Genomic DNA, 18,804 nt, shown 5'->3' with positions numbered 1-18,804 from the left:
GTTTGAGGAGTGGGTCAGTTTTAGATGAAAAAAGTGGGTCAGTTTCGGGTGAACATCAACAGCTTGAGGGTTTTTCAGCGACGCAGGCACTCGCAGAGCGCATCTCGGACGAGATCGCGAAGTGGAAGCTGTTGGGGAAAGGGCTGGGCAATGACGGCGTGATCGCGCTGACGATCGACGACGCGGGCCCGGCGCTGACGCAGACGGTGAACGACCTGCTGCTTGCGTGCTACGGCACGCGGTTCACGGTCGAGATCCAGACGCAGCGCACGTTGGCCAACGGTGACAGGCGCGAGGGATTTGAAATCCTCGTGCACGACGCCGAGAGCGACAGCAGCAAAGCGGTCGGCGTGATGTCCGGTGGTCAGAAGGTGTGGATCAACGAATGCCTGACACGAGGCGTCGCCCTGTATATCGCGGGTAACGCGGGACAACCGTACGAGACGCTGTTTAGCGACGAGTCGGATGGTCCGCTTGATCCTGATCGCAAGGTGCAGTTCATGCGTATGAAGCGCGAGGTGCTGCGTCAGGGCGGGTATGCGCGAGAGTTTTTCATCTCGCAAACGCCCGACCTGATTGCGGAGGCCGATGCGGTCATCGACGTGGCCGCACTCGCGAGGTAGTGCAGCACACATTTTTAACCCTGGTGGGGAACGTTCCCCACAGGGGCGTTCCTCGCCTTTTTTCTTTTCGAGGAACGCAATGAAACTGAAGTCCAAGTCTGTTGCTCTGCATCGAAGCCTGACGGTTTCGGTTCGCCCGAAACCTATCCGCATGGGTATGGAGCACGTCTACGAGCTGAACGGCTCGCGGCTGCGCGACGTGCTGGTTGATGGGCGCTGGGTGACGGTGGCCGCTACGGCTGTCGTCGTGTCCTGAATCGTCGACGGAGGAGTGTTCGATGGACGGGATGACGAACCTGGTGATGCTGTTGATCGCGATGCACGGCGGCTCGCAGCCGCCGGCGCCGGCCCTGCGCTACGCGGTGGCTTCGCAGGCCGTGAATAGGCGGCCGCCTATGAAAACGGACGCGGTCATCTGCAAAGATGGCCAAGTTCACACTTTTCCCGCAGGGCACCCCAAGCCCTGCATTTAATCCGTTGACCAGCGGCCCCGCTCTCGCAAGAGAGTGGGGTCTTTTTTTGAGGCCTCAGTATGCCACTTCTGAATGTTGATCTTGTTCAGCTCGCGTCGCGTGTCGTGCCGGAAAGCGCGCGAGATTCATTCGACGCGATGTCGGTTCGGGCACGTCTGGCGACGCTCTCGATCGTCGCCGACAAAGCTGGAGACAGGTCCGCGCGCGACGTCGCGCTGCAAGCGTTGACCGTGCTTGATGCACCGGCATACGTCGGGCTTTCGGCAGTTCGGTGCGCGCTGCAATCCAGCTGCTCTGTACTGCGCGTTCCTGCCGATCGCATTGACTTCCTCGTCGCGGTCGCCAGTTCGCCGGGACCGCAGACAGAAGGGTATGCGGAGTATGCCCGCTGGCCGCGGGACAAGAGTGGTCGTTGGCTCTTGACCGTCACCGCGCGCGATGTGGCGAAAGCATTGGCGAACCGCTAATGCGTTCGTCACAACGTTTCGATGCCGTATCTCAACGCCCGGCACGGGAATGGGGCGGCGCTTTTCTTTTCCGTTGGAGATACCTCTATGAAGAAGCAAATCGGTTGGGCCGTGCTGGTGGCTTGGCTGTGCTGTTGCGTTGCGATCGCGCTGGGCGGCCGCGCGCAGGCGCAGCCCCTGCCGCGGGTCGAAATTGCGTTCTCGCCGGATGGCGGCGCTGAAGCGCTGGTGTTGCGGACGATCGGCGAAGCTCGCCAGTCGATTCGCGTGTTGGCCTACTCGTTCACCGCACCGGCAGTAACTCGAGCCTTGATCACCGCGAAACGGCGAGGCGTCGACGTCGCGGTGACGGTCGATGCCCGCAGCAACCTCGACGAGGATCGCAGCGGCCGGGCACGCGCCGCGCTCGGAGCGCTCACGTACGCCGGGATTCCGGTTCGGGTCGTGAACAGCTACTCGGCTCAGCACTCGAAGATTATCGTCATCGACAACGTCACGGTTCAGACCGGCAGCTACAACTACTCGCAACAGGCGGCCCGGTACAACTCGGAGAACGTCGTGGTGCTGCGCGGCGACGCGCGGATCGCCGACGTCTATCTGAAGAACTGGGAATCGGTCTCTGCGCGCGGCGAACTCTACCGCGCGCCCTGATCGGCATCTATCCTCAACCCATGCGGGAATGGCTCCCGAATGGGGCTGTTCCCGTGCAGATGGAGCAGCATATGTTTTCTGAAATCTTGGTGAAGATGGAATCGGCGATCGACGCACTTGTCGCGCTGATTCGGCAGGGTTATACCCTGTCGAATGCCCTGAGCGGCGGGAAGGATTCGACGTGTACGGCGATCCTGATGCTGGAAGCCGTCAGGCGTGCCGGCACCGACGTGTCACGCGAGCACTTCATGACGAGCGCAGACACGACAATCGAAAATCCGAGTATGCACTGGCACCTCCAGGCCATGCTGGATGAGATCCGCGACGCGAATCACGATGCGGATGTCCCAGTTTCCGTGCACGTTGCGAAGCCGTCCCTAGCGTCGCAGTTCGTCGTTGCGACGATCGGGCGCGGGACGCTTCCTCGCACCCCGGAAAACGGGGTGAAGAACGGAAAGCGGATACGTGCCTGTGCGGCGGACTGGAAGGTCGACCCGCAGAATCGCCTGCGCGTCACGCTCGAGCGCTCGGCGGCCGCTGGCGGAAGTAGCGAAGTCGTCACCATACTCGGCAACCGGTTCGGGGAAAGTGGTAGTCGCGCAACGGCCATGGCCGCTCGCAACGAGAATGCGCTGAGACCCGTCCGGAACGTGGACGGATTTCTCACGTTTTCGCCGGTCGCCGAGTGGTCCACCGACTGCGTTTGGACGATGCTTTCGCTCTTCGCGGAGGATGCAGGTCGCCCCTTTCCGTCGCCCGTGTCCAGCGAGTCGATCCGGCGGCTCTCGGATCTATACCGCGCTGGGAACGAGGGGACATGCGGTGTGATTCTGGGAGAGGGCGGCGCGCGTGCCGCGTGCGGTTCTCGATTCGGATGCGCGTTCTGTTGCGTGACCGGCGAGCGTGATCGTTCGATGGAGTCGATGGTGAAGGAAGCTGGCCACCGTCATCTGGAGGGCCTGAATCGCTTCCGCAACTACCTGATGGCCGTGCAATGGGATCTCGGCTGTCGCGAGCTCGTCGGCCGGAAGCTGAGCGAAGCCGGGTATCTGGCGGTCAAGCCGGACGTTCTTTCGTACCTGGAGCGTGTTCGATTGCTGCAGTACCTGCTGACGCTTGACGCGCTTGAGGTCGAGCGCGCTGAGCGGCATGAGGCCGCGCTGGCCACGGGCGAGATACCTGACACGCCGGAGAACCGGGCGCTCTGCGACGTGCAGTTCGAGATGATCACACCGGCGCAGCTGGTGGCGATCGATTTTTATCTCTCGATGCACCACTACGCGCCGCACGCGTTTCCAGCTCTGTCGGTCTGGTTCGACGTGCATAGGCTCGGACGGCGCTACCATGTGCCGGTCCTCGACCCGTTGCCGAAGATCGACATCCCGCATCACGGGTGGTTCTTTGTCGGCGCGTACGACGCCGAGGTGCCCACGGATGGACTTCGGGATTACGCCGCGGAACAGTGGAATCGCTACCGCCATCCGGAGCGTCCGAGCCGATATGCGCGCACGAGGTCCGGCGAGCAGATCGTCTATTTCGAAGAGAGTGACCAGTTCGAGGTAGACGTCGAGGCAGCGTGTGCGTTCGTGACGTGCAGCTTCGATGCTGGATGGTCAGTGAAGGCGCAGCAGCACTCGGGGATGGAGTCGGCGCGGTTCTGGCTGAACGAGGGCATTCTTCGGCTTCCGGAAGGTATGGCGGGCCGGTATCAGGAGATGGCCAAGCGTGGGCAGTACTTCGCGCATCTCGCCGAGCGATGCAACCTGACGCCGGCGGAGCTTGATCGATTTCTCGTCGACCGCGCGATATCGAACACCGAGCACCTCACGATGCTGAACTTGGCGCCTGTCGATCTGTTCTCGCAGGCGGCTTGAAGCCCGACACTTTGGAACCCAACCCGGTGCGTCTGCACCGGGTTTTTTTCTGCCTGTCGCCTCCGTTGTTGTTGGCGATCGGACTCAGTACGTGATGCCCAGCCGAGGCTACACGCCCGCGTATTCGGCGCTTACGCGGACGTCGGCCGGTCGAGGATGGCCGCGAGACTGTCGTCTGCGAACTTAGGAGTCGCATGCGCGGTCTGCAGGCGGGCCCGGCCGACCACCAGGTCACGGGAATTGATCGAGATGCGCTCAATATGCCGGCCACGTGCGGCCGGCTGTGCGGATCGCTCATACGGATATCCGCGATGAATGTAGTCCTCGAGATCGGCTTCGACGAAGACGATGTGATGTTGGCCGGCCTCGGTCAATGCAACGCAAAGCAGGTCGAACGGGATGCCCGTCAGTTCGCGATCGGCGATTCGGTTGAGGATTCCGTCGCGGACGATGTGATCGGTGATCAGGATGTCCTTGTAGCCGCCGTGGTTCTCGACCTGAATGACGAGCTGCGTCGGTTCCGACGCGAGCGCGAGCAGCCGGTAGCTGCAGACGGCGATGCCGCCGTTGGCGGAGTAGACGAGGTCCGTGTAGCGCGATACGTAGTCCATATTGAATGCTCCAATAGCGAAAAGCCAGCGAACTTGCTGGCTCTTTCAGGCTATCGAGGCGGAGCGGAAGTCAAGTCTGGAGTGCCGCTTGAGGCCGGGTCGGGATCGTTGCCCGAATGCGGATCACAGTGCGCTGGCTCGTCAGGCCCAAGAGATGCATGACGTCATCGTTGCTTCTGCCGGCGAGCAGCAGGCGCCTGGCGAACGTGTTCCGCAGGGTGCGTGGACTCATATCGGGAAGCCGAACGTCGATCGCGAGGAGTTCGTCTCGAACGATGCGGCCGAGCATCTCGTCGGTCATTGGGCCGCCGGCACGGGGGGACGGGAACAGCAGTGGGCTGTCGGCGGCCGCTGACAGGTTTCGCCATCGTGTGAGCGCCGGTACCGCGAATTCGGCTACGTTGATCCGGCGTGCTTCGCGCGGGCCGCGCTTCGGGATTTGAAGGTGCCGCGGCGCCGGCGACAGGTCGAGGTCGACGACGGTCGCCTGCCGGATTTCCTGCGCGGTGATGCCGGTCGAGAGCAATAAGCCAACGATGGCGCGGTTCCGCAACGCGCGATCGTCGAGTCCGTCAATGGCTCGGATCGACGCCTGCAGTCGATGATCATCGGCTTCGAGCAGGTACACCGGGACGGGCTCGTCCTCCGGCCACGTCTGCGTCAACGCATAGGCGGCCGCTGGATTGGTCTTGCGCACGCCGACGTCAACCAGGTGTCGGCCAAGCCTGTCGAGAAGCTTCTCGTAGCGGAGACGTGTCGTGGTGCCGGGTTTGCACCGGCGATCGAGATCAGCGAAAAACGATTCGAGGTGGTCGGGCCCGAAGGTGGCCAGCGACCGTTGAGCGGCGGCGAGGTGGCGCATGAAGCGTTCGAACATCGCTTCGTGCTGGACGATCGACCGCGGCGAGAACGCGCGCCGATCGGCGCCGGCGGCTTCCGTGCGTTGCCACTGCTGATAGGCCTCGGTTGGTGCCGACAGCCAGAGAGTCGGTTCGTCCATTCGATCTTATATACTGAATATTGCCCGCTCCAAGCATAACGCGAATCTCCGATTCGCGTCCTTTGCCAGCAGAAGGGTGGGGCGCCCCTTCATCCGTTTTCGGGCGTGGGCATCGGAACGCAGCTCGTTGAGCACACGGAACGCGTCGATCACGCGGCTTCCTCGCTGCGCGAGGACGTGGGGACGACCATCAGAAGCTCGCGGACGCACCGATAGACAATCGGCAGCGATGGATCCGACTGACTCCAGTCGATGAGACCGCTGAAATCGACGCCCGCCATCGTCGCCGGCCCGATGCGCGGCAGTGCGTCGACGATCGCTGGATCGTTGCGGCTCTGAAAGGCCAGATCGGAGAACGCCTGCTCTTCGATCTCGAGCAAGAGCGGCCAGCTCAAGGCGTGAGCAAGGCCGGCGCTGATATAGCGTGCTGCGAGCGACGTCGCGGTGCGTCGCAGATCTTCCGTTGCGAGCTCGAGCGCATACCCGTACCGAATCGGATCGAACTCCGGATCGTGGCAATCAACTGTCGGGGCGTGGTTCATAGTAAACGGCAAGAAAAGAGAGCAGCGGCCAGCCACTCCGCAGATCGCGAGTGGCGGCCGTGCCTGGCACACTGAAAATGTAACCAGTGTTCCGCGGGAGTTCAAGACTGGGCGGCGCTTTGCTGGATCTCGAAGAGCGCGCGGTCTTTGCCTTCAATCCACGCTGGCGGGCGGCCCCGGCCGCTCCAGGTCGCGCCGGTTTCGGGATGGCGATACTTCGGGTCGGTACGGCCGCGCTTGCGCGTTTGGCGGGCGCCGTAGACCTCCCGGGCGCTGATATCAAATTCGCCGACCAGCTTGCGCACCTCCTTCAAGGCAGATTCGCGCGCAGACCCTTTGGCCGCGTTGATTTCCGCTTCGAGTGCGGCGCGCTTCGCGAGAAGTTCTTGGTATGTCGACATGTTTTCTCCATGCGTGGTTAGGAAATTGGTATCGACTACCTTACCGGGTACGAAAGAAAGTCAAGATTGCGTCGATAGAACGCAACGCGGCACCTCGTAAAAATCGCAGGTGCCGTGTGAATCGACTCACGCCATCTATGCGTGTTATGTCGTGCCACGAAGGACTATTGCCTCTCAAAAGAGTGGTATCCGTTGAGGCGATTTTAGTTATCTGAAACGGTTTTTAACCTTTCTATCCGACTCTGAGGTGCACGTACGACCGATTTGTCGCGGCACGAAAGCCGTGGCAGGCACGGCAGACAGCGCCTCAGCCGAGAGCTGCTTTTTTTTCGACTAAACCGATCTCGAAAATAATCAAGTTATCTCATATTTAACTTGCTGCGGATTGGTTAATGTTTAATGCCTCGATCGCCATGAAGGCATTTTGTAATGGCTCATCTTCTGGAAGATAGAGCCATGACAATTGTTGACCATCTTTCGGTTTTGGCTGTGCGAACATCTGCCGAAAATTCCGGGTGAGACCAATCATGCGCCGACTGATGCGCGAAATAGAAACTCGGCACGTTCAACGGGGAACGGCCAAGCAGAAGATTATCTTCGGTCAAGCTTCGCTGAAAAGCGAAGAGCATGCGCTTTGGGTCAAGGCGACCGCCTGGGTCATGTCGGTCGTCATGTATTTCGCGCCCGCCATGCTGCTCGTGGATCAGACTGCACATGCCGCACCGATTGTCGATCCACGGGCGCCGATCCAGTTCCAGCCGACGATTACGTCGACTAGCTCGGGCGTGCCGGTGGTGAACGTCACTTCGCCAAACGCAAACGGAATTAGCTTGAATCAATACCAGACATTTGGTGTTGATTCGACAGGATTGGTGCTGAATAACAGCACGCAGGCGGGGGTGCCTTTGCTCGGCGGCGCGCTCGGCGCGAACCCGAATCTGCACGGTCGACCGGCCTCGACGATCATCAATCAGGTCACGTCCAACAACATTGCGACGTTGAATGGGCCGCTCGAGATTTTTGGCGCACCCGCAGCCCTGATTATTTCTGCACCGGGCGGAATTTCGGTTAATGGGCTTTCACTGACGAACACGCCGAACCTAACGCTGACCACCGGGACACCGCAATTTATCACGGGCGTGGGCGGCACACCGACCGATTTTGCGCATGCAGGCGCCGTTGGCTACAACGTTTCGTCGGGCAATATTTCGATCAACGGACCGGCGGGGGTCAATGGTCCAGGCGCCGGGATAGATGGAACCGTCGGGTCGATCGACCTGGTGGCGCAATCGGTGGGGATCTATGCCCCGATCCGGGCGACCGGCCGGACGAACATCATTACCGGCAATCAACTCGTCACGCCGAGCGCGACCGACAGCACGGGCACGACCTATAGCACGGCGGGTAACGGCCTGCCGAATACCGTCAAGGCGATCTCCACGCCGAATGGCCTGGCCATCGATGCGAATCAGTTCGGTTCGGTGACCAGTGGGCAGGTCTACATCGTGCAAACCGCGGCTGGCCTTGGCGCGAATATGCAAGGTCCGTTGACCGCAACGGCGGGCAATGTGGTCGTCAACTCGAACGGCGACATTTCGGTGGGTCAAACGTTTGCACATCAAGACGTCGCTTTGACCAGTGCTGGCAACACCACGATCAGCGGGACGTCGCTCGCGAACCAGAACTATGTCGTGACGGCCAATGGTGACATCAACGCGACCGGCTCGGTATCGGCCGGGCAGAACGTGTCGATGACCGCAGGCGGAAATCTCAATGCAACCTCGGTGGCGGCGAACGGCAGTGCTGCGCTGACTGCTGGCCAGTCGATGTCGATCGGCTCGCTGTCGGCGCACGACGTCGCGCTGCAGGCGACGAATGGTGACCTGACGGTCGGCGGGCTGAGTGCGCCGGGCACGATCGCGGCGCAGGCCGGACGCGATTTGACGGTGAATGGCGCAGTGCAGGGCGGCAGTACGGTCGCGCTGACGGGCGGCCGCAACGCGACCGTGAATGGTGCGGTGTCGGGTGTCGGCAATACGTCGATTGCGGCGACCACGGGTACCGCGCAAATTGCGGGCAGCGCGATCAGCAACGCGGCGCTGTCGGTGACAGCCGGACAGAGTGCGGTCGTTGGCGGCAACGTTTCGGCACAAGGGCCGTTGACCGTCACGGCAAGCGCCGGCGACGCGACAATCTCCGGCACTGCGGTGACGCCAGGCACGCTGACGGTTCAGTCCGGCGGCACCGCGACGCTTGCCGGGCAAACCCAGGCCGCGACCGCAAACGTGTCCGGCGGCAATGTGGCCGTCAACGGCGCGCTGACGACGACCAATGACGCGACGCTGGCTGCGACGAACGGCAACCTGACCGGGACCGGCGCGATCGGCACGACGACGGGTAACGTCGCGCTCTCGGCGAGCCAGAACATTGCGTATAGCGGTGCGGTGCAAAGCGGAGGCGCGGTCACCGCGACGGCAGGGCAGGATGCGACGCTCGCGAACGTATCGGCGCCGGGCGCGATCACGATTCAGGCTGGTCGCGACGTGACCGAAACCGGCAACCTGGTCGGTGGCGGCACGGTTGCGATGGCGGCAGGTCGCAATGCAACGGTTGCGGGTTCGGTGGCATCGGTCGGCGATACGACGATCACGGCGCAAACCGGCTCGGCAGCCGTGAATGGCAACGCGCAGTCCAACGGTGCGCTGACGATCAACGCCGCGCAGAATGCAGCGATTGGCGGGACGGCACAGGCGCAGGGACCCGTATCGATCGCGGCGCAGGCGGGTTCGCTGACGGGCCAAGGCAACGTCACGTCGTCGCAAGGCGCGGTCAACCTGAGCGCAGGGCAGGCGATCGGGCTGAACGGCGCGTTGCAGAGCGGCAGCACGATCACGGCGACGGCGGGTACGGACGCGACTTTCGGCGGGACAGTGAGCGCACCGGGTGCAGTCTCGATTCAGGCCGGACGAAATTCGACCTTGGGCGGTGATGTCACGAGCGGCAGCAATCTGAGCGTGAGCTCGGGCGGCAGCACGCAAGTGAACGGCAGCGCGGCGTCGATCGGCAATATGACGCTCGCAGCGAACGGCGGGACCTTGAGCACGACCGGCAACGTCGTGGCGCTCGGCGCGTTGAACGCGACCGGTCAGCAGGGTGTGAGCCTCGGTGGCACGACGTACAGCGGTGGCAACGCATCGATCGGCTCGAGCGCGGGGAGTGTCGCGGTCGCCGGCGCCGTGTCGACGCCGGGCGCGTTGAACATCACCGCCGCGCAGGATGCAACTGTCGCCGGCACGGTGCAGACCGGTCAGAGCACGATCATCTCGGCGGGCCGCGATGCGAACCTGAACGGCGGCCTGTCGGTGAACGGGTCCGGCAACGCGAGCGTGACGGCCGGACGCGACATCAATGGTTCGGGCACGGTCAATGTCGCGAATGACACGACGCTGAGTGCGGGGAACAACATCGGCATCGGCGGTGCGATCCAGACCGGCAACAACCTGTCGGCGACGGCAGGCAACAACTTGTCGGTCGGCGCGACGACGGCAGTCGGCAACAGCACGCTGACGGCGACCAACGGTAGCGCGACGCTTGCAGGAAATGCGCTGTCGGGTGGCACGACGGCGATCACGGCCGGCACGAACGTCGCGACGCAAGGCAGTGTGACGAGTCTCGGCGACCTGGGCATCAACGCGAAGAGTGGCAACCTGACGGCCTCGGGAGCGGTCTCGACGGCGGGCAATGGCACGCTGAACGCAGGCCAGACGATGGCGCTGAACGGCCAGACGACCGTCTCGAAGGACGCGACGCTGACGGCTGCGAACATCACGACACAAGGGCTGGCAGTCGGCGGCAACCTGACGGCGACGGCGACGAACACCCTTGACACGGCTGCTGGCCAGCTCAACGCGCCGTTCAGCGCGACTGCGCCGGCCTTGTCGGTGAACGGCAATGCGACCCTGAGCGGTGCGAATGTCACGACTGCGAACGCGGTCGTTGGCGGAACCACACAGATCACGGCATCCCAAGCCCTCACGACGGGGGGCACGGCCGCCTTCAAGGGCGATACGAGCCTGAGCGGCAACACGGTCTCGAACGTCGGGACGCAGATGGCGGGCGGTAACCTGACCGTGTCGGGCACGAACGTCAGCAACACCGGCAGCCTGTCGTCGCTGAAAACGGCGAACGTCACCGCCACCAACTTGAACAATTCGGGTTCGATTTACGGCCCGACCGCAAACTTCAACGTCAGCAATGCGACGACGAACTCAGGTTCGTTGATGGCGACGAACGCGTTGAATCTGACGACGAGCAGCCTGAGCAATTCCGGGCTGATTTTCGCAGGCGACGTGAACAACCCGACTGCGGCGACCGGTAATACGACGGTGACGGTCACCGGCGGCAATGGCGCGTATGACAACACGAATGGCAAAATTCTCGCCCAAAACGTTGCGACGCTGGCGCTGCCGAACCAGACACTCGATCCGTCGGCTGCGACCTTTGGAACGATCGACGGCACCAACGGCGTGAATCTGTCTGCGCTGTCGGTGAACAACTCGGGGACCTGGACGCTGCCGGCGAGGGCCGTTACCGTCACGGCCGCGCAGGGCATCACGAACGCCGGAACCATCAATCAAGGCACGGGTTCGCTGACACTGAACGGCGCAGTCGGCAACACCGGCACGATCAACGGTAACGACCTGACGGTCAATGGCTCGCTCGCGAACCAGGCGGGTAGCACGGTATCGGCCAACAATCTGACGCTGAACGGATCGGGAACGAATGCCGGTCTCGTGCAGGCGAACAACACGCTGACGATTTCAGGAACGAGTTACGACAATTCGAACGGTACGACGCAGGTTGGAACGTCAAACGGTCCGGCCGGTAGCGGCAACGCCACCATTACCTTGTCGGGTGATCTGGGGAACGCCGGCGGGCATCTGACCGCAACCAACGATCTGTCGATCACCGCGAACAACGTCAACAACGCGGCAATCTCGTCGAGCGCGGCGAGTACCACGACGACGAAGGTGGTCGATAACCCGGGCCTGTTGTGGTCGACCGTCATCGGCACGATCAATTACCAGTTTTACTATAACGGTAACGGCGGCCATGTCCTGCCGCACTTTATTCCTTTGACACAGCAGGCGACGCTGGGCGATCTGCTGTCGCCGGTCGGGGTTGCCATCACGCAGGCGCCCGTTGCCTCGACGGGGACCTTCACGATGGTCCAGTTGTCGGGGGACGCGTCGCAGGCACAGCCTCCGATGGGTAACCTCGGGGCGGCGTACTGGTACGTGCAGTCGGCTAACGTTCCGAATGCCGGCATTAGCCAAACCTTCACGCTGCCGAGCGTGATCGAAACGACGACGACGGTCGGCGCGGTGTCCGGCCCACCGTCGGTGATCGCGGCCGGTCACAATCTTTCCCTGACTGCCCAGACGCTTAATAACCAAGGCGGGACCGTCAGTGCTGCGAACGATGTGTCGCTGAACGTGCAGACGTTGAACAACGAGTCACGATCCTATACGTCGACGGTGACGGACACGATCGATGCAACGGGGTTGAATACGCTGCTGTCGGGTCTGCAAGCATTGAGCGGTTCGAATGCGGGGGGATTCTTGGGGCAGGGCGGTACGCCGATCGCGGTTTATCAGAGCGTCAACACATCACCGGGTTCTTCGGGCGGCGGTATCGTGGGCACCGGGATTCACGCTTGCGATCTGAACAGCATTTGCTCGTACGACATCGGCTTGCCGACGACGTTTACGATCAACTCGCCGTCGGCCGTCACGATTCCTTCCGTGTCGCAGAGTACGACCGTGCAGGGAACGGCAGGTCAAGTCCTTGCCGGTCACAATCTGAATGTGTCCGGCGGCAACTTGACCAACGCGGGTACGCTTTCCGCCGGCAACGACGTCAACATTCAGGCCGCGAGCTTCACAAACCAGGGATCGAATGTTGGTTCGAAGTCGGTCACGGCGGGTTGCGCATCGGGCGTATCGAATGCGGGTTGCACGTCGCTGCATACGACGAATCCGAACTCCGAGACGTATAGCTACCAGCAGGCCAATAGCAACGTCACGGCAGGTCACGACATCGTCATTGCGGCCAATCAGGTCGCCAATACCTACGGCAATCTGGTCGCGGCGCATGATGTTGTGATCGGCGGCGCTGGCACGACTGCGGCGAACCCGACGCAAGCGGCGAGCGTCACGAATACGTCGGCGGCGATCGCGGCGGGCAACAACGTCAATATCAATGCGGCGAGCGTCACGAACACGATCGCCGCGCCGGCCACGGTTCACCAGAACTACGGATCGGCGTCGCCCTTTACCGGCTGCGGACAGAACTGCGAAGCGTATATCGAGGTGCAGTCGGCCGCGCCGGCGACGATCACGGCCAACAACAATCTGTCGATTTCGGCTGGGATGTTCAGCAACACCGGCAGCCTTGTCACGGCGCTCAATACCGCGACGATCAGCGCGACGCAGAGCGCATCGAGCGACAACCAGTACCTGCACGCGTACTGGACCGGCAATCCCGGCGGGCTGCGCACGTGGGGCTGTCTCGGCATGGCGTCGAACTGCCAGAATCTGTACGGCAGCGCGTTCAACGCCGGAAATGCACAAGCCGTGTCGGGCCTGCCGTCGAATGTCGGATCGCCGGACTTCGTGCCGGGCACGATTCAGGCCGGCAGCCTGAGCGTCAACTCGCCGACCTTGACGAACACCGGGAATGTGATCGGGCAATCGATCGCGCTGACGGGTTCGCAGCTCGTCAACGGGATCACGAATCCGAACGTCTTTACGCCGCCGCCGGTGGTGTCGGGACAAGTGATTTCGTTGGCGCCGCCGACGTTGCCGGGTTCGGTCGCGACGACCATCAACAACGCTGGGCGGGTGACGAACCAAAACGGCCAGCTGACGTCGGTCACGGGCGCAACGGGTCTGCCGCCGAATACGCCGATTGGCGTGCAGACGGTCGGCAAGCCGGTTGCGCCGACCATCACGACGGTCACGGCGAATGGGGGCGTGACGGGCTCGTTGTCGGCAGGAACGGCACAAACGCCCTATAGCACGACCGTCAAGACGATCGCGGGTCAGACCGTGCCGGTCAGCTACCTGACGAGCAACGCGGCCGTCCAGGTTACGCAACCGCTGTCGTCCGCGGCACTGATCGCAGCGTTGCCGGCGAACCTGCAACCGGGCAGCGTGCCGTTCTATTATGACCCGTACACCGAGAACCAGCAGATCGAGCAGGCAGCGCTGCAGGCGACGGGCAAGAGCAGCTTCTATAGCACGCCGAGCGCGACCGACAGCACGAGCCAGGCGTCGATCAACGACCAGGACAAGGCGGCACTGTACGGTGCGGCGCTTGAATACGCGAAGCAGAACAATGTCGCGCTCGGCACGCAACTGAGCGATGCGCAGCTCGCGCAGATCAATGCGCCGATGCTCTGGTATGTCGAGCAAAGCGTGCCCGAGCCGGGGTGTCAGGGCGCGACCTGCCCGACGGTGCAGGCGTTGATGCCCGAGATCTTGCTGCCGAAGAACTTCGCGGTGGTGAATGCGGACGGTGAGATTACAGGAACGAATGTCGCGCTGAATTACGCGAACAGCATCCTCAACACCGGGACCGTTACCGCACAGAATCTGACGGTCAACACGAACTCGCTCACGAACGAACAGCGGTCGACGAACGTCGGCACGATCTATCAGACCGGTCAGGACGGCATCCTGCTTCAGACCACGGGTACCGTGGCGCAGCAAGGCGGCTTTATGTCGGCCGCCAACTACGATCTGAACGTCCAAAGCCTGAATCAGATCGGCGGGGCCTTGCAGCAAGCTAGCGCCGACGGCAGCGTGAATCAGGCGGCGACGCAGCAAATGCTGTCGAACCTGAAGACGCAACTCGGTGGGCAGTTCACCCAATCGACTGTCTCGGATCATCTGGATACCTCGGCGGTCTACGGTAGCGACGGCTGGTACGACCAGCTCTTCATGACCGGCGTGATCGTCGGGCTGTCGATCATGTCGGGGATGGTGGCGTCGGCAGCCGTTGGGGCGGCAGCCGGTGCGACGGCAGGCTCTGGTTCGGCATTTGCTGCGGCAGGAACCGGTGCAGGTGCATTGGGAGCAGGCACTGCCAACGCAGCGCTGTCGGCGGCTTTCGCCGGCATGATGAACAGTACGATGAGCCAGTTGAACAGCGGCGGTGCGTTCAACGTGGGAACGATGCTGGCGACAGCGGGCACGGCGGCGCTGACGGCGGGCTTAACGAACGGCATCACGTTCAGCAATGGCGCGCCTGGCTGGTCGTGGACGGCGTCGAGGGACAGCCTTGCCGCATTGGCCGGTGTGCAGACATTGGGGAACACGCTGGTGCCGCAGGCGGGTGCGGCGGCGGGTTCGCTGCCGACGACGATTACGGCGATCGCGGCGGAATCGGTGCTTCAAGCAACGGTTCAAACGACCCTTCAAGGCGGTAGCTTCCTGACGAATCTGCGCGACAGCGCGGCAACGAATGCGGCAGCATCAATCGCTTACACGATCGGCAACCTGAATCAGGACAACAAGCTGACTGGCGCTGCTTACGTGGCGGCTCACGCGGCCCTCGGCTGTGCTGCGGGTGCCGCTACGGGGCAAGGGTGCGGCGGAGGTGCCATCGGTGCGGCAACGAGCGCGGTGCTGTCGCAGCAGATCATTGGCTTGCTCGATCCGAGCGGTGCACCGCTGGATCAGGGCCAGGTGGCAATGCTGGCAACGCTTTCGGCGTGGTCGGGCGGTGGGCTTGCGGGACTGGCTGGTCAAAACGCGATGGCCGGTGCAACGGCCGCGCAGAATGAAGCTCTGAACAACGCAGCAGGACACATCAAGCCGACGTCAAGCTTCGAAACGAATGGCGGCGAGCCCGGAATGCATGTCGATGCGGGAAAAGAAACGCTCAACATTCTTCCGCCCAATGCAGCTGAAGCTGCTGGTCCTCAGCCAGGAGCTGAGCCAGCAGCAATTACGACCGGTAACGGTCCAGTAGCTGCGGGTGTCGCCGGTGGGAGAATGTCTCTTTCGGACGCACAAGCGTACGCCGCCGGCCGAGCTGCTCAGTTGCAATCGCAATTGCCCGCGGGATCTCAAGGTCGAGTAACAATGGGCGTCGGCGTCGTGTTGGATCCGAACGGCAATCAGGTAGTAGTTGTTTCTACTAGCGAACCAAACGGATATCTTCGACCTGGTGTCAGCCTGAATCCTGGCGAAGTCGTCATTAAGGGTACCGGACATGCAGAAGCTGACATTACTTCGTGGGCCGCTCAGAATGGATACACGGTGCAAACCGTAGGAGCGGGTCGTCCGATATGCGCAAATTGCGCCGGAGCGATCAGTGGCGCAAACGCCGTTCCGGCAACACCTTTGAAGGTTCCAAAATGAATTCGTGCGACAGGCTAAATTCGGTAGCGACAGACCTTGTCGATCTCGGCAAGACTTTGACTGCAACGCAGCGGAAATTGATGGCTTGCCGCGTCGCAGAGTGGGCTTGCCGCTCTGCTGAGGTCGTGGCCTATCTGAGTGGCGATCGGTTGCGATTTCTCTCCGATCCGTCGTATCAGACCACACGAGCCGAGCGGCAAGCGATTACCAACGAAGTATCAGATCTCGATGAAAAGTATTTTGAAATTGTCGAACAACACGATGGGTTAGATGACGCGGGAGAGGCCATGTCATGGTTTCGCAAAGCGAGGGCCGTCGCGGCCGTCTCATACGCACTTGACGCTTCAAGCGTTGGGACTTTTTGTGAGGCACTCTATGAAGCTCATGCCGCGACAGACGATCTCGCTACTCTTCGGAAGTTGTGCTCCGCAGGTGAATGACGCACTCGGAAACGACAATGCGCGGAATTGGAAAGTAGCCACTTCGTCATCGATCTGAACGTAATCATCTGACGGAGCCTCGCTGAGTAAGCGTTCGGTTATTAAAAGACACAAGAATGATTCGGGGGATTGATGCTGAATGACATACTGGGGCGCAGCCTATTGGCAGCCTGGGCGACACTTCCATACTGCGCTCATGCAGGCGGAATCAGCGTCGACGGTGGTACGGCGACGTCCGTCTCGACCAGTGCGACGGGCCGGCAGACCGTCAACATTGCCCCCGCAATCGGTGGCGTTTCGAACAACACCTATTCGTCGTTCAACGTCTCGAAGGCCGGTGCGGACCTGAACAACATCGGCATCAGCGCACGCACGATCGTGAACCAAGTCACGAGCACGAACCCGTCGCTGATTCAGGGCAACATCAATGTCCTTGGCCCGCGCGCGAACGTGATCCTGGCGAATCCGAACGGCATCACGGTCGACGGCGGGAGCTTCACGAATACCGGCCACGTTGTGCTGTCGACGGGGCAGGTGAGCTTCGCCGACGTGACAATTGCGCCCGGCACAATTCAGCGAAACGTTGTCTTGAACACGGATCGCGGTGCGATCACGATCGGTGCGGGTGGCTTGTCGGGCACCATGCTCGGCCTCGATCTCATCGCGAAGCAATTGGCCGCGAACGGAACGATTGAGAACGACTACAAGAATCCGATCGGCGTGCCGGGCTTTATTCGCGGCACCATCGGTAGCAGCGTCACGACGTGGGACGGCGGACTCTCGCCGACTGACAACAGCCACGACTGGCGGATCGGCATGTCCTCGCCCGGTGCGTCGAGCAAGGCGCTCGCCGTCGACATCACGGCCGCTGGCGGTCTGACGGCCGGCCGCGTCGAACTGGTCGTCACCGATCAGGGCGCTGGCGTGCGTAGTCTCGGCTCCCTCTACGCGAACGCGGGCGATGCAGTCGTCACATCGACTGGCGACATCACCATCGGCCGGACGGCGTCGCCGAACGGCTCTATCAAAGCGGCCGATGTATCCATCACGACGAGCGGTGCCGTGTCGTTGCAAGGCGCGCAAGTGAGCGCCGGCAACAACGCGACGATTAAGGCTGGCTCGATTGCCCTGTCGGACGACGCGACCGGCCCATCGACGCTCGGCGCGGGTAACGCGATGAGCCTGACGAGCAGCAGCACGATCACGAACATCGGCAGCGTGATTCAGACGGGCACGACGACCAACGGCACACTGGCCGGTGGCGACTTGACCCTCAACGCTGCGGGCGACATTCTCAACGGATCGAGCGCGAACAATCAGGGCGTCATGTTCGCGGCTAACGGAAAGGCGTCGCTGACGGCGGGCGGCAACATCATTAACGACAATGCACGGATCGTGTCGAACAACGGCATGAGCCTCACGGCGACTGGTGACGTGCTGAACGTGATCGACCATACGGGCGGCACGAACGGCGGCCAGCCGACCACGTATTCGGATCGCGGCGGCAGCTTTCTGTTTTTCACACACACGACGAGCGTCGTCGGCGTCGACTACGGTACTGTCAGCCGCCCGGATCAACTTTCGTTGATTGAGGCAGGCGTCGGGCCGTTGACGATCTCGGGCCGCAACGTCACGAATTCGGGTGGGATCATCAAGGCGGACGCAGGTAATCTCTCGATCACCGCGCAGAATGCCTTCACGAACGCGGCGGTGTTCTCAGGACAGGCGAACTATTCGCGAAGCTGCTGGATCTTTTGCCATGCCAACGCGTCGAGCAACGTCACGCCCTACGGCGGCACGATTCAGGCCGGCACGCCGCAGGGCGGCGCGGACTCGAGCATCAACAACCTCACGATCAAGGCCAGTACCGTCGCACGAAACGTTGGCGGCAACGTCTACGCGACCGGCGATATCACGGTTGATGCGCCGATCACTTACGCGCAGGGCGTAACGGGCTATTCGGCGATCAATCAGGATCGCGGCTTCAAGGCGTTCTTCGGTAGCACGTGGGCGCAACTGATTGCGATGGACGTCGGTGGCGGTTTCGCCGCGAATGGGCAGGTCACGCTCACCGGCGACGGTGTCATCGACGGCGGTTCGTTCAGCGGCGGCAAGAGCGTCACGGCCGCGGGTGGCATCACTACCATTCGGGCACCGTCGAGAACGCCGGTCTCGATCGACCAGCACTTGGGCCTAACGACGTGGTGGTGGCGATGAAATGGTCTGTCGTCAGTATCGCGTTAATGGTCGCCTTTGCGTTCGTCTGTGTGCTGGTTTTCATCGAAGTGACGGGG

At 62.1% G+C, this 18,804-nt stretch carries 13 protein-coding genes and 1 pseudogene; 9 read left to right on the top strand and 5 right to left on the bottom strand.

The features are described 5' to 3' along the window. Positions 1 to 2 precede the first annotated feature (2 nt). From DM992_RS40805 to DM992_RS40785, 6 genes and pseudogenes are all read left to right on the top strand, one after another. Positions 3 to 623, top strand: a pseudogene (locus DM992_RS40805) (SMC family ATPase); the annotation flags it as partial. Positions 624 to 702: 79 nt separating this feature from the next. Next, positions 703 to 879: a hypothetical protein gene (locus DM992_RS42575; RefSeq protein ID WP_204356227.1), complete on the top strand. Its 177-nt coding sequence runs from the start codon at positions 703 to 705 to the stop codon at positions 877 to 879. A gap of 22 nt (positions 880 to 901) precedes the next feature. Then, positions 902 to 1,096 carry a hypothetical protein gene (locus DM992_RS40800; RefSeq protein ID WP_060098838.1) on the top strand — a complete coding sequence of 65 codons (195 nt, stop codon included), beginning with the start codon at positions 902 to 904 and terminating at the stop codon, positions 1,094 to 1,096. 59 nt (positions 1,097 to 1,155) lie between these two features. Then, positions 1,156 to 1,563, top strand: coding sequence for a hypothetical protein (locus tag DM992_RS40795; protein ID WP_162631885.1), 408 nt, complete (start codon positions 1,156 to 1,158; stop codon positions 1,561 to 1,563). A gap of 87 nt (positions 1,564 to 1,650) precedes the next feature. Continuing rightward, positions 1,651 to 2,214 carry a phospholipase D family protein gene (locus DM992_RS40790; protein ID WP_111021861.1) on the top strand — a complete coding sequence of 188 codons (564 nt, stop codon included), beginning with the start codon at positions 1,651 to 1,653 and terminating at the stop codon, positions 2,212 to 2,214. A gap of 71 nt (positions 2,215 to 2,285) precedes the next feature. Then, on the top strand, positions 2,286 to 4,088 hold the full coding sequence (locus tag DM992_RS40785) for a phosphoadenosine phosphosulfate reductase family protein (RefSeq protein WP_111022005.1): 1,803 nt from the start codon (positions 2,286 to 2,288) through the stop codon (positions 4,086 to 4,088). Positions 4,089 to 4,219: 131 nt separating this feature from the next. Here the strand turns inward: DM992_RS40785 and DM992_RS40780 are convergent, their stop codons facing one another. The 5 genes from DM992_RS40780 to DM992_RS42185 form a co-directional block, all read right to left on the bottom strand. Beyond that, complete coding sequence (locus DM992_RS40780; RefSeq protein ID WP_111021860.1) at positions 4,220 to 4,699, bottom strand: hypothetical protein; 480 nt, start codon at positions 4,697 to 4,699, stop codon at positions 4,220 to 4,222. Positions 4,700 to 4,769: 70 nt separating this feature from the next. Further along, complete coding sequence (locus DM992_RS40775; RefSeq protein WP_111021859.1) at positions 4,770 to 5,699, bottom strand: tyrosine-type recombinase/integrase; 930 nt, start codon at positions 5,697 to 5,699, stop codon at positions 4,770 to 4,772. Positions 5,700 to 5,848: 149 nt separating this feature from the next. Then, positions 5,849 to 6,241 carry a DUF2471 family protein gene (locus DM992_RS40770; RefSeq protein ID WP_111021858.1) on the bottom strand — a complete coding sequence of 131 codons (393 nt, stop codon included), beginning with the start codon at positions 6,239 to 6,241 and terminating at the stop codon, positions 5,849 to 5,851. 101 nt (positions 6,242 to 6,342) lie between these two features. Next, entirely contained in the window at positions 6,343 to 6,642 is a 300-nt protein-coding gene (locus tag DM992_RS40765; RefSeq protein ID WP_111021857.1) for an H-NS histone family protein, read from the bottom strand. A gap of 370 nt (positions 6,643 to 7,012) precedes the next feature. Next, positions 7,013 to 7,171 carry a hypothetical protein gene (locus tag DM992_RS42185; RefSeq protein ID WP_162631884.1) on the bottom strand — a complete coding sequence of 53 codons (159 nt, stop codon included), beginning with the start codon at positions 7,169 to 7,171 and terminating at the stop codon, positions 7,013 to 7,015. Here DM992_RS42185 and DM992_RS40760 point away from each other — a divergent pair. From DM992_RS40760 to DM992_RS40755, 3 genes are all read left to right on the top strand, one after another. Beyond that, positions 7,170 to 16,070 (top strand): filamentous hemagglutinin N-terminal domain-containing protein, encoded by an 8,901-nt coding sequence (locus DM992_RS40760; RefSeq protein WP_239511559.1) that lies wholly within the window; start codon positions 7,170 to 7,172, stop codon positions 16,068 to 16,070. The two genes, DM992_RS42185 and DM992_RS40760, sit on opposite strands and share 2 nt — an antisense overlap. Beyond that, on the top strand, positions 16,067 to 16,510 hold the full coding sequence (locus DM992_RS42180; protein ID WP_162631883.1) for a replication initiation protein: 444 nt from the start codon (positions 16,067 to 16,069) through the stop codon (positions 16,508 to 16,510). Before DM992_RS40760 ends, DM992_RS42180 begins: the two co-directional genes overlap by 4 nt. 132 nt (positions 16,511 to 16,642) lie before the next feature. Beyond that, complete coding sequence (locus DM992_RS40755; RefSeq protein WP_111021856.1) at positions 16,643 to 18,727, top strand: filamentous hemagglutinin N-terminal domain-containing protein; 2,085 nt, start codon at positions 16,643 to 16,645, stop codon at positions 18,725 to 18,727. The last annotated feature ends 77 nt before the right edge of the window (positions 18,728 to 18,804 follow it).

Source organism: Burkholderia sp. JP2-270, assembly GCF_003233675.1.
In the GTDB taxonomy this organism is placed as follows: Bacteria; Pseudomonadota; Gammaproteobacteria; order Burkholderiales; family Burkholderiaceae; genus Burkholderia; species Burkholderia pyrrocinia_C.
The sequence above is the reverse complement of the archived record's forward strand: the minus strand, read 5'-3'. Positions and strand labels throughout refer to the sequence as shown.

Excerpts from the sequence above, each read along its gene's own strand:
- DM992_RS42575 (WP_204356227.1), top strand. The coding sequence starts at position 703 with ATGAAACTGAAGTCCAAGTCTGTTGCTCTGCATCGAAGCCTGACGGTT.
- DM992_RS40800 (WP_060098838.1), top strand. The coding sequence starts at position 902 with ATGGACGGGATGACGAACCTGGTGATGCTGTTGATCGCGATGCACGGC.
- DM992_RS40795 (WP_162631885.1), top strand. The coding sequence starts at position 1,156 with ATGCCACTTCTGAATGTTGATCTTGTTCAGCTCGCGTCGCGTGTCGTG.
- DM992_RS40790 (WP_111021861.1), top strand. The coding sequence starts at position 1,651 with ATGAAGAAGCAAATCGGTTGGGCCGTGCTGGTGGCTTGGCTGTGCTGT.
- DM992_RS40785 (WP_111022005.1), top strand. The coding sequence starts at position 2,286 with ATGTTTTCTGAAATCTTGGTGAAGATGGAATCGGCGATCGACGCACTT.
- DM992_RS40780 (WP_111021860.1), bottom strand. The coding sequence starts at position 4,699 with ATGGACTACGTATCGCGCTACACGGACCTCGTCTACTCCGCCAACGGC.
- DM992_RS40775 (WP_111021859.1), bottom strand. The coding sequence starts at position 5,699 with ATGGACGAACCGACTCTCTGGCTGTCGGCACCAACCGAGGCCTATCAG.
- DM992_RS40770 (WP_111021858.1), bottom strand. The coding sequence starts at position 6,241 with ATGAACCACGCCCCGACAGTTGATTGCCACGATCCGGAGTTCGATCCG.
- DM992_RS40765 (WP_111021857.1), bottom strand. The coding sequence starts at position 6,642 with ATGTCGACATACCAAGAACTTCTCGCGAAGCGCGCCGCACTCGAAGCG.
- DM992_RS40760 (WP_239511559.1), top strand. The coding sequence starts at position 7,170 with ATGCGCCGACTGATGCGCGAAATAGAAACTCGGCACGTTCAACGGGGA.
- DM992_RS42185 (WP_162631884.1), bottom strand. The coding sequence starts at position 7,171 with ATGATTGGTCTCACCCGGAATTTTCGGCAGATGTTCGCACAGCCAAAA.
- DM992_RS42180 (WP_162631883.1), top strand. The coding sequence starts at position 16,067 with ATGAATTCGTGCGACAGGCTAAATTCGGTAGCGACAGACCTTGTCGAT.
- DM992_RS40755 (WP_111021856.1), top strand. The coding sequence starts at position 16,643 with ATGCTGAATGACATACTGGGGCGCAGCCTATTGGCAGCCTGGGCGACA.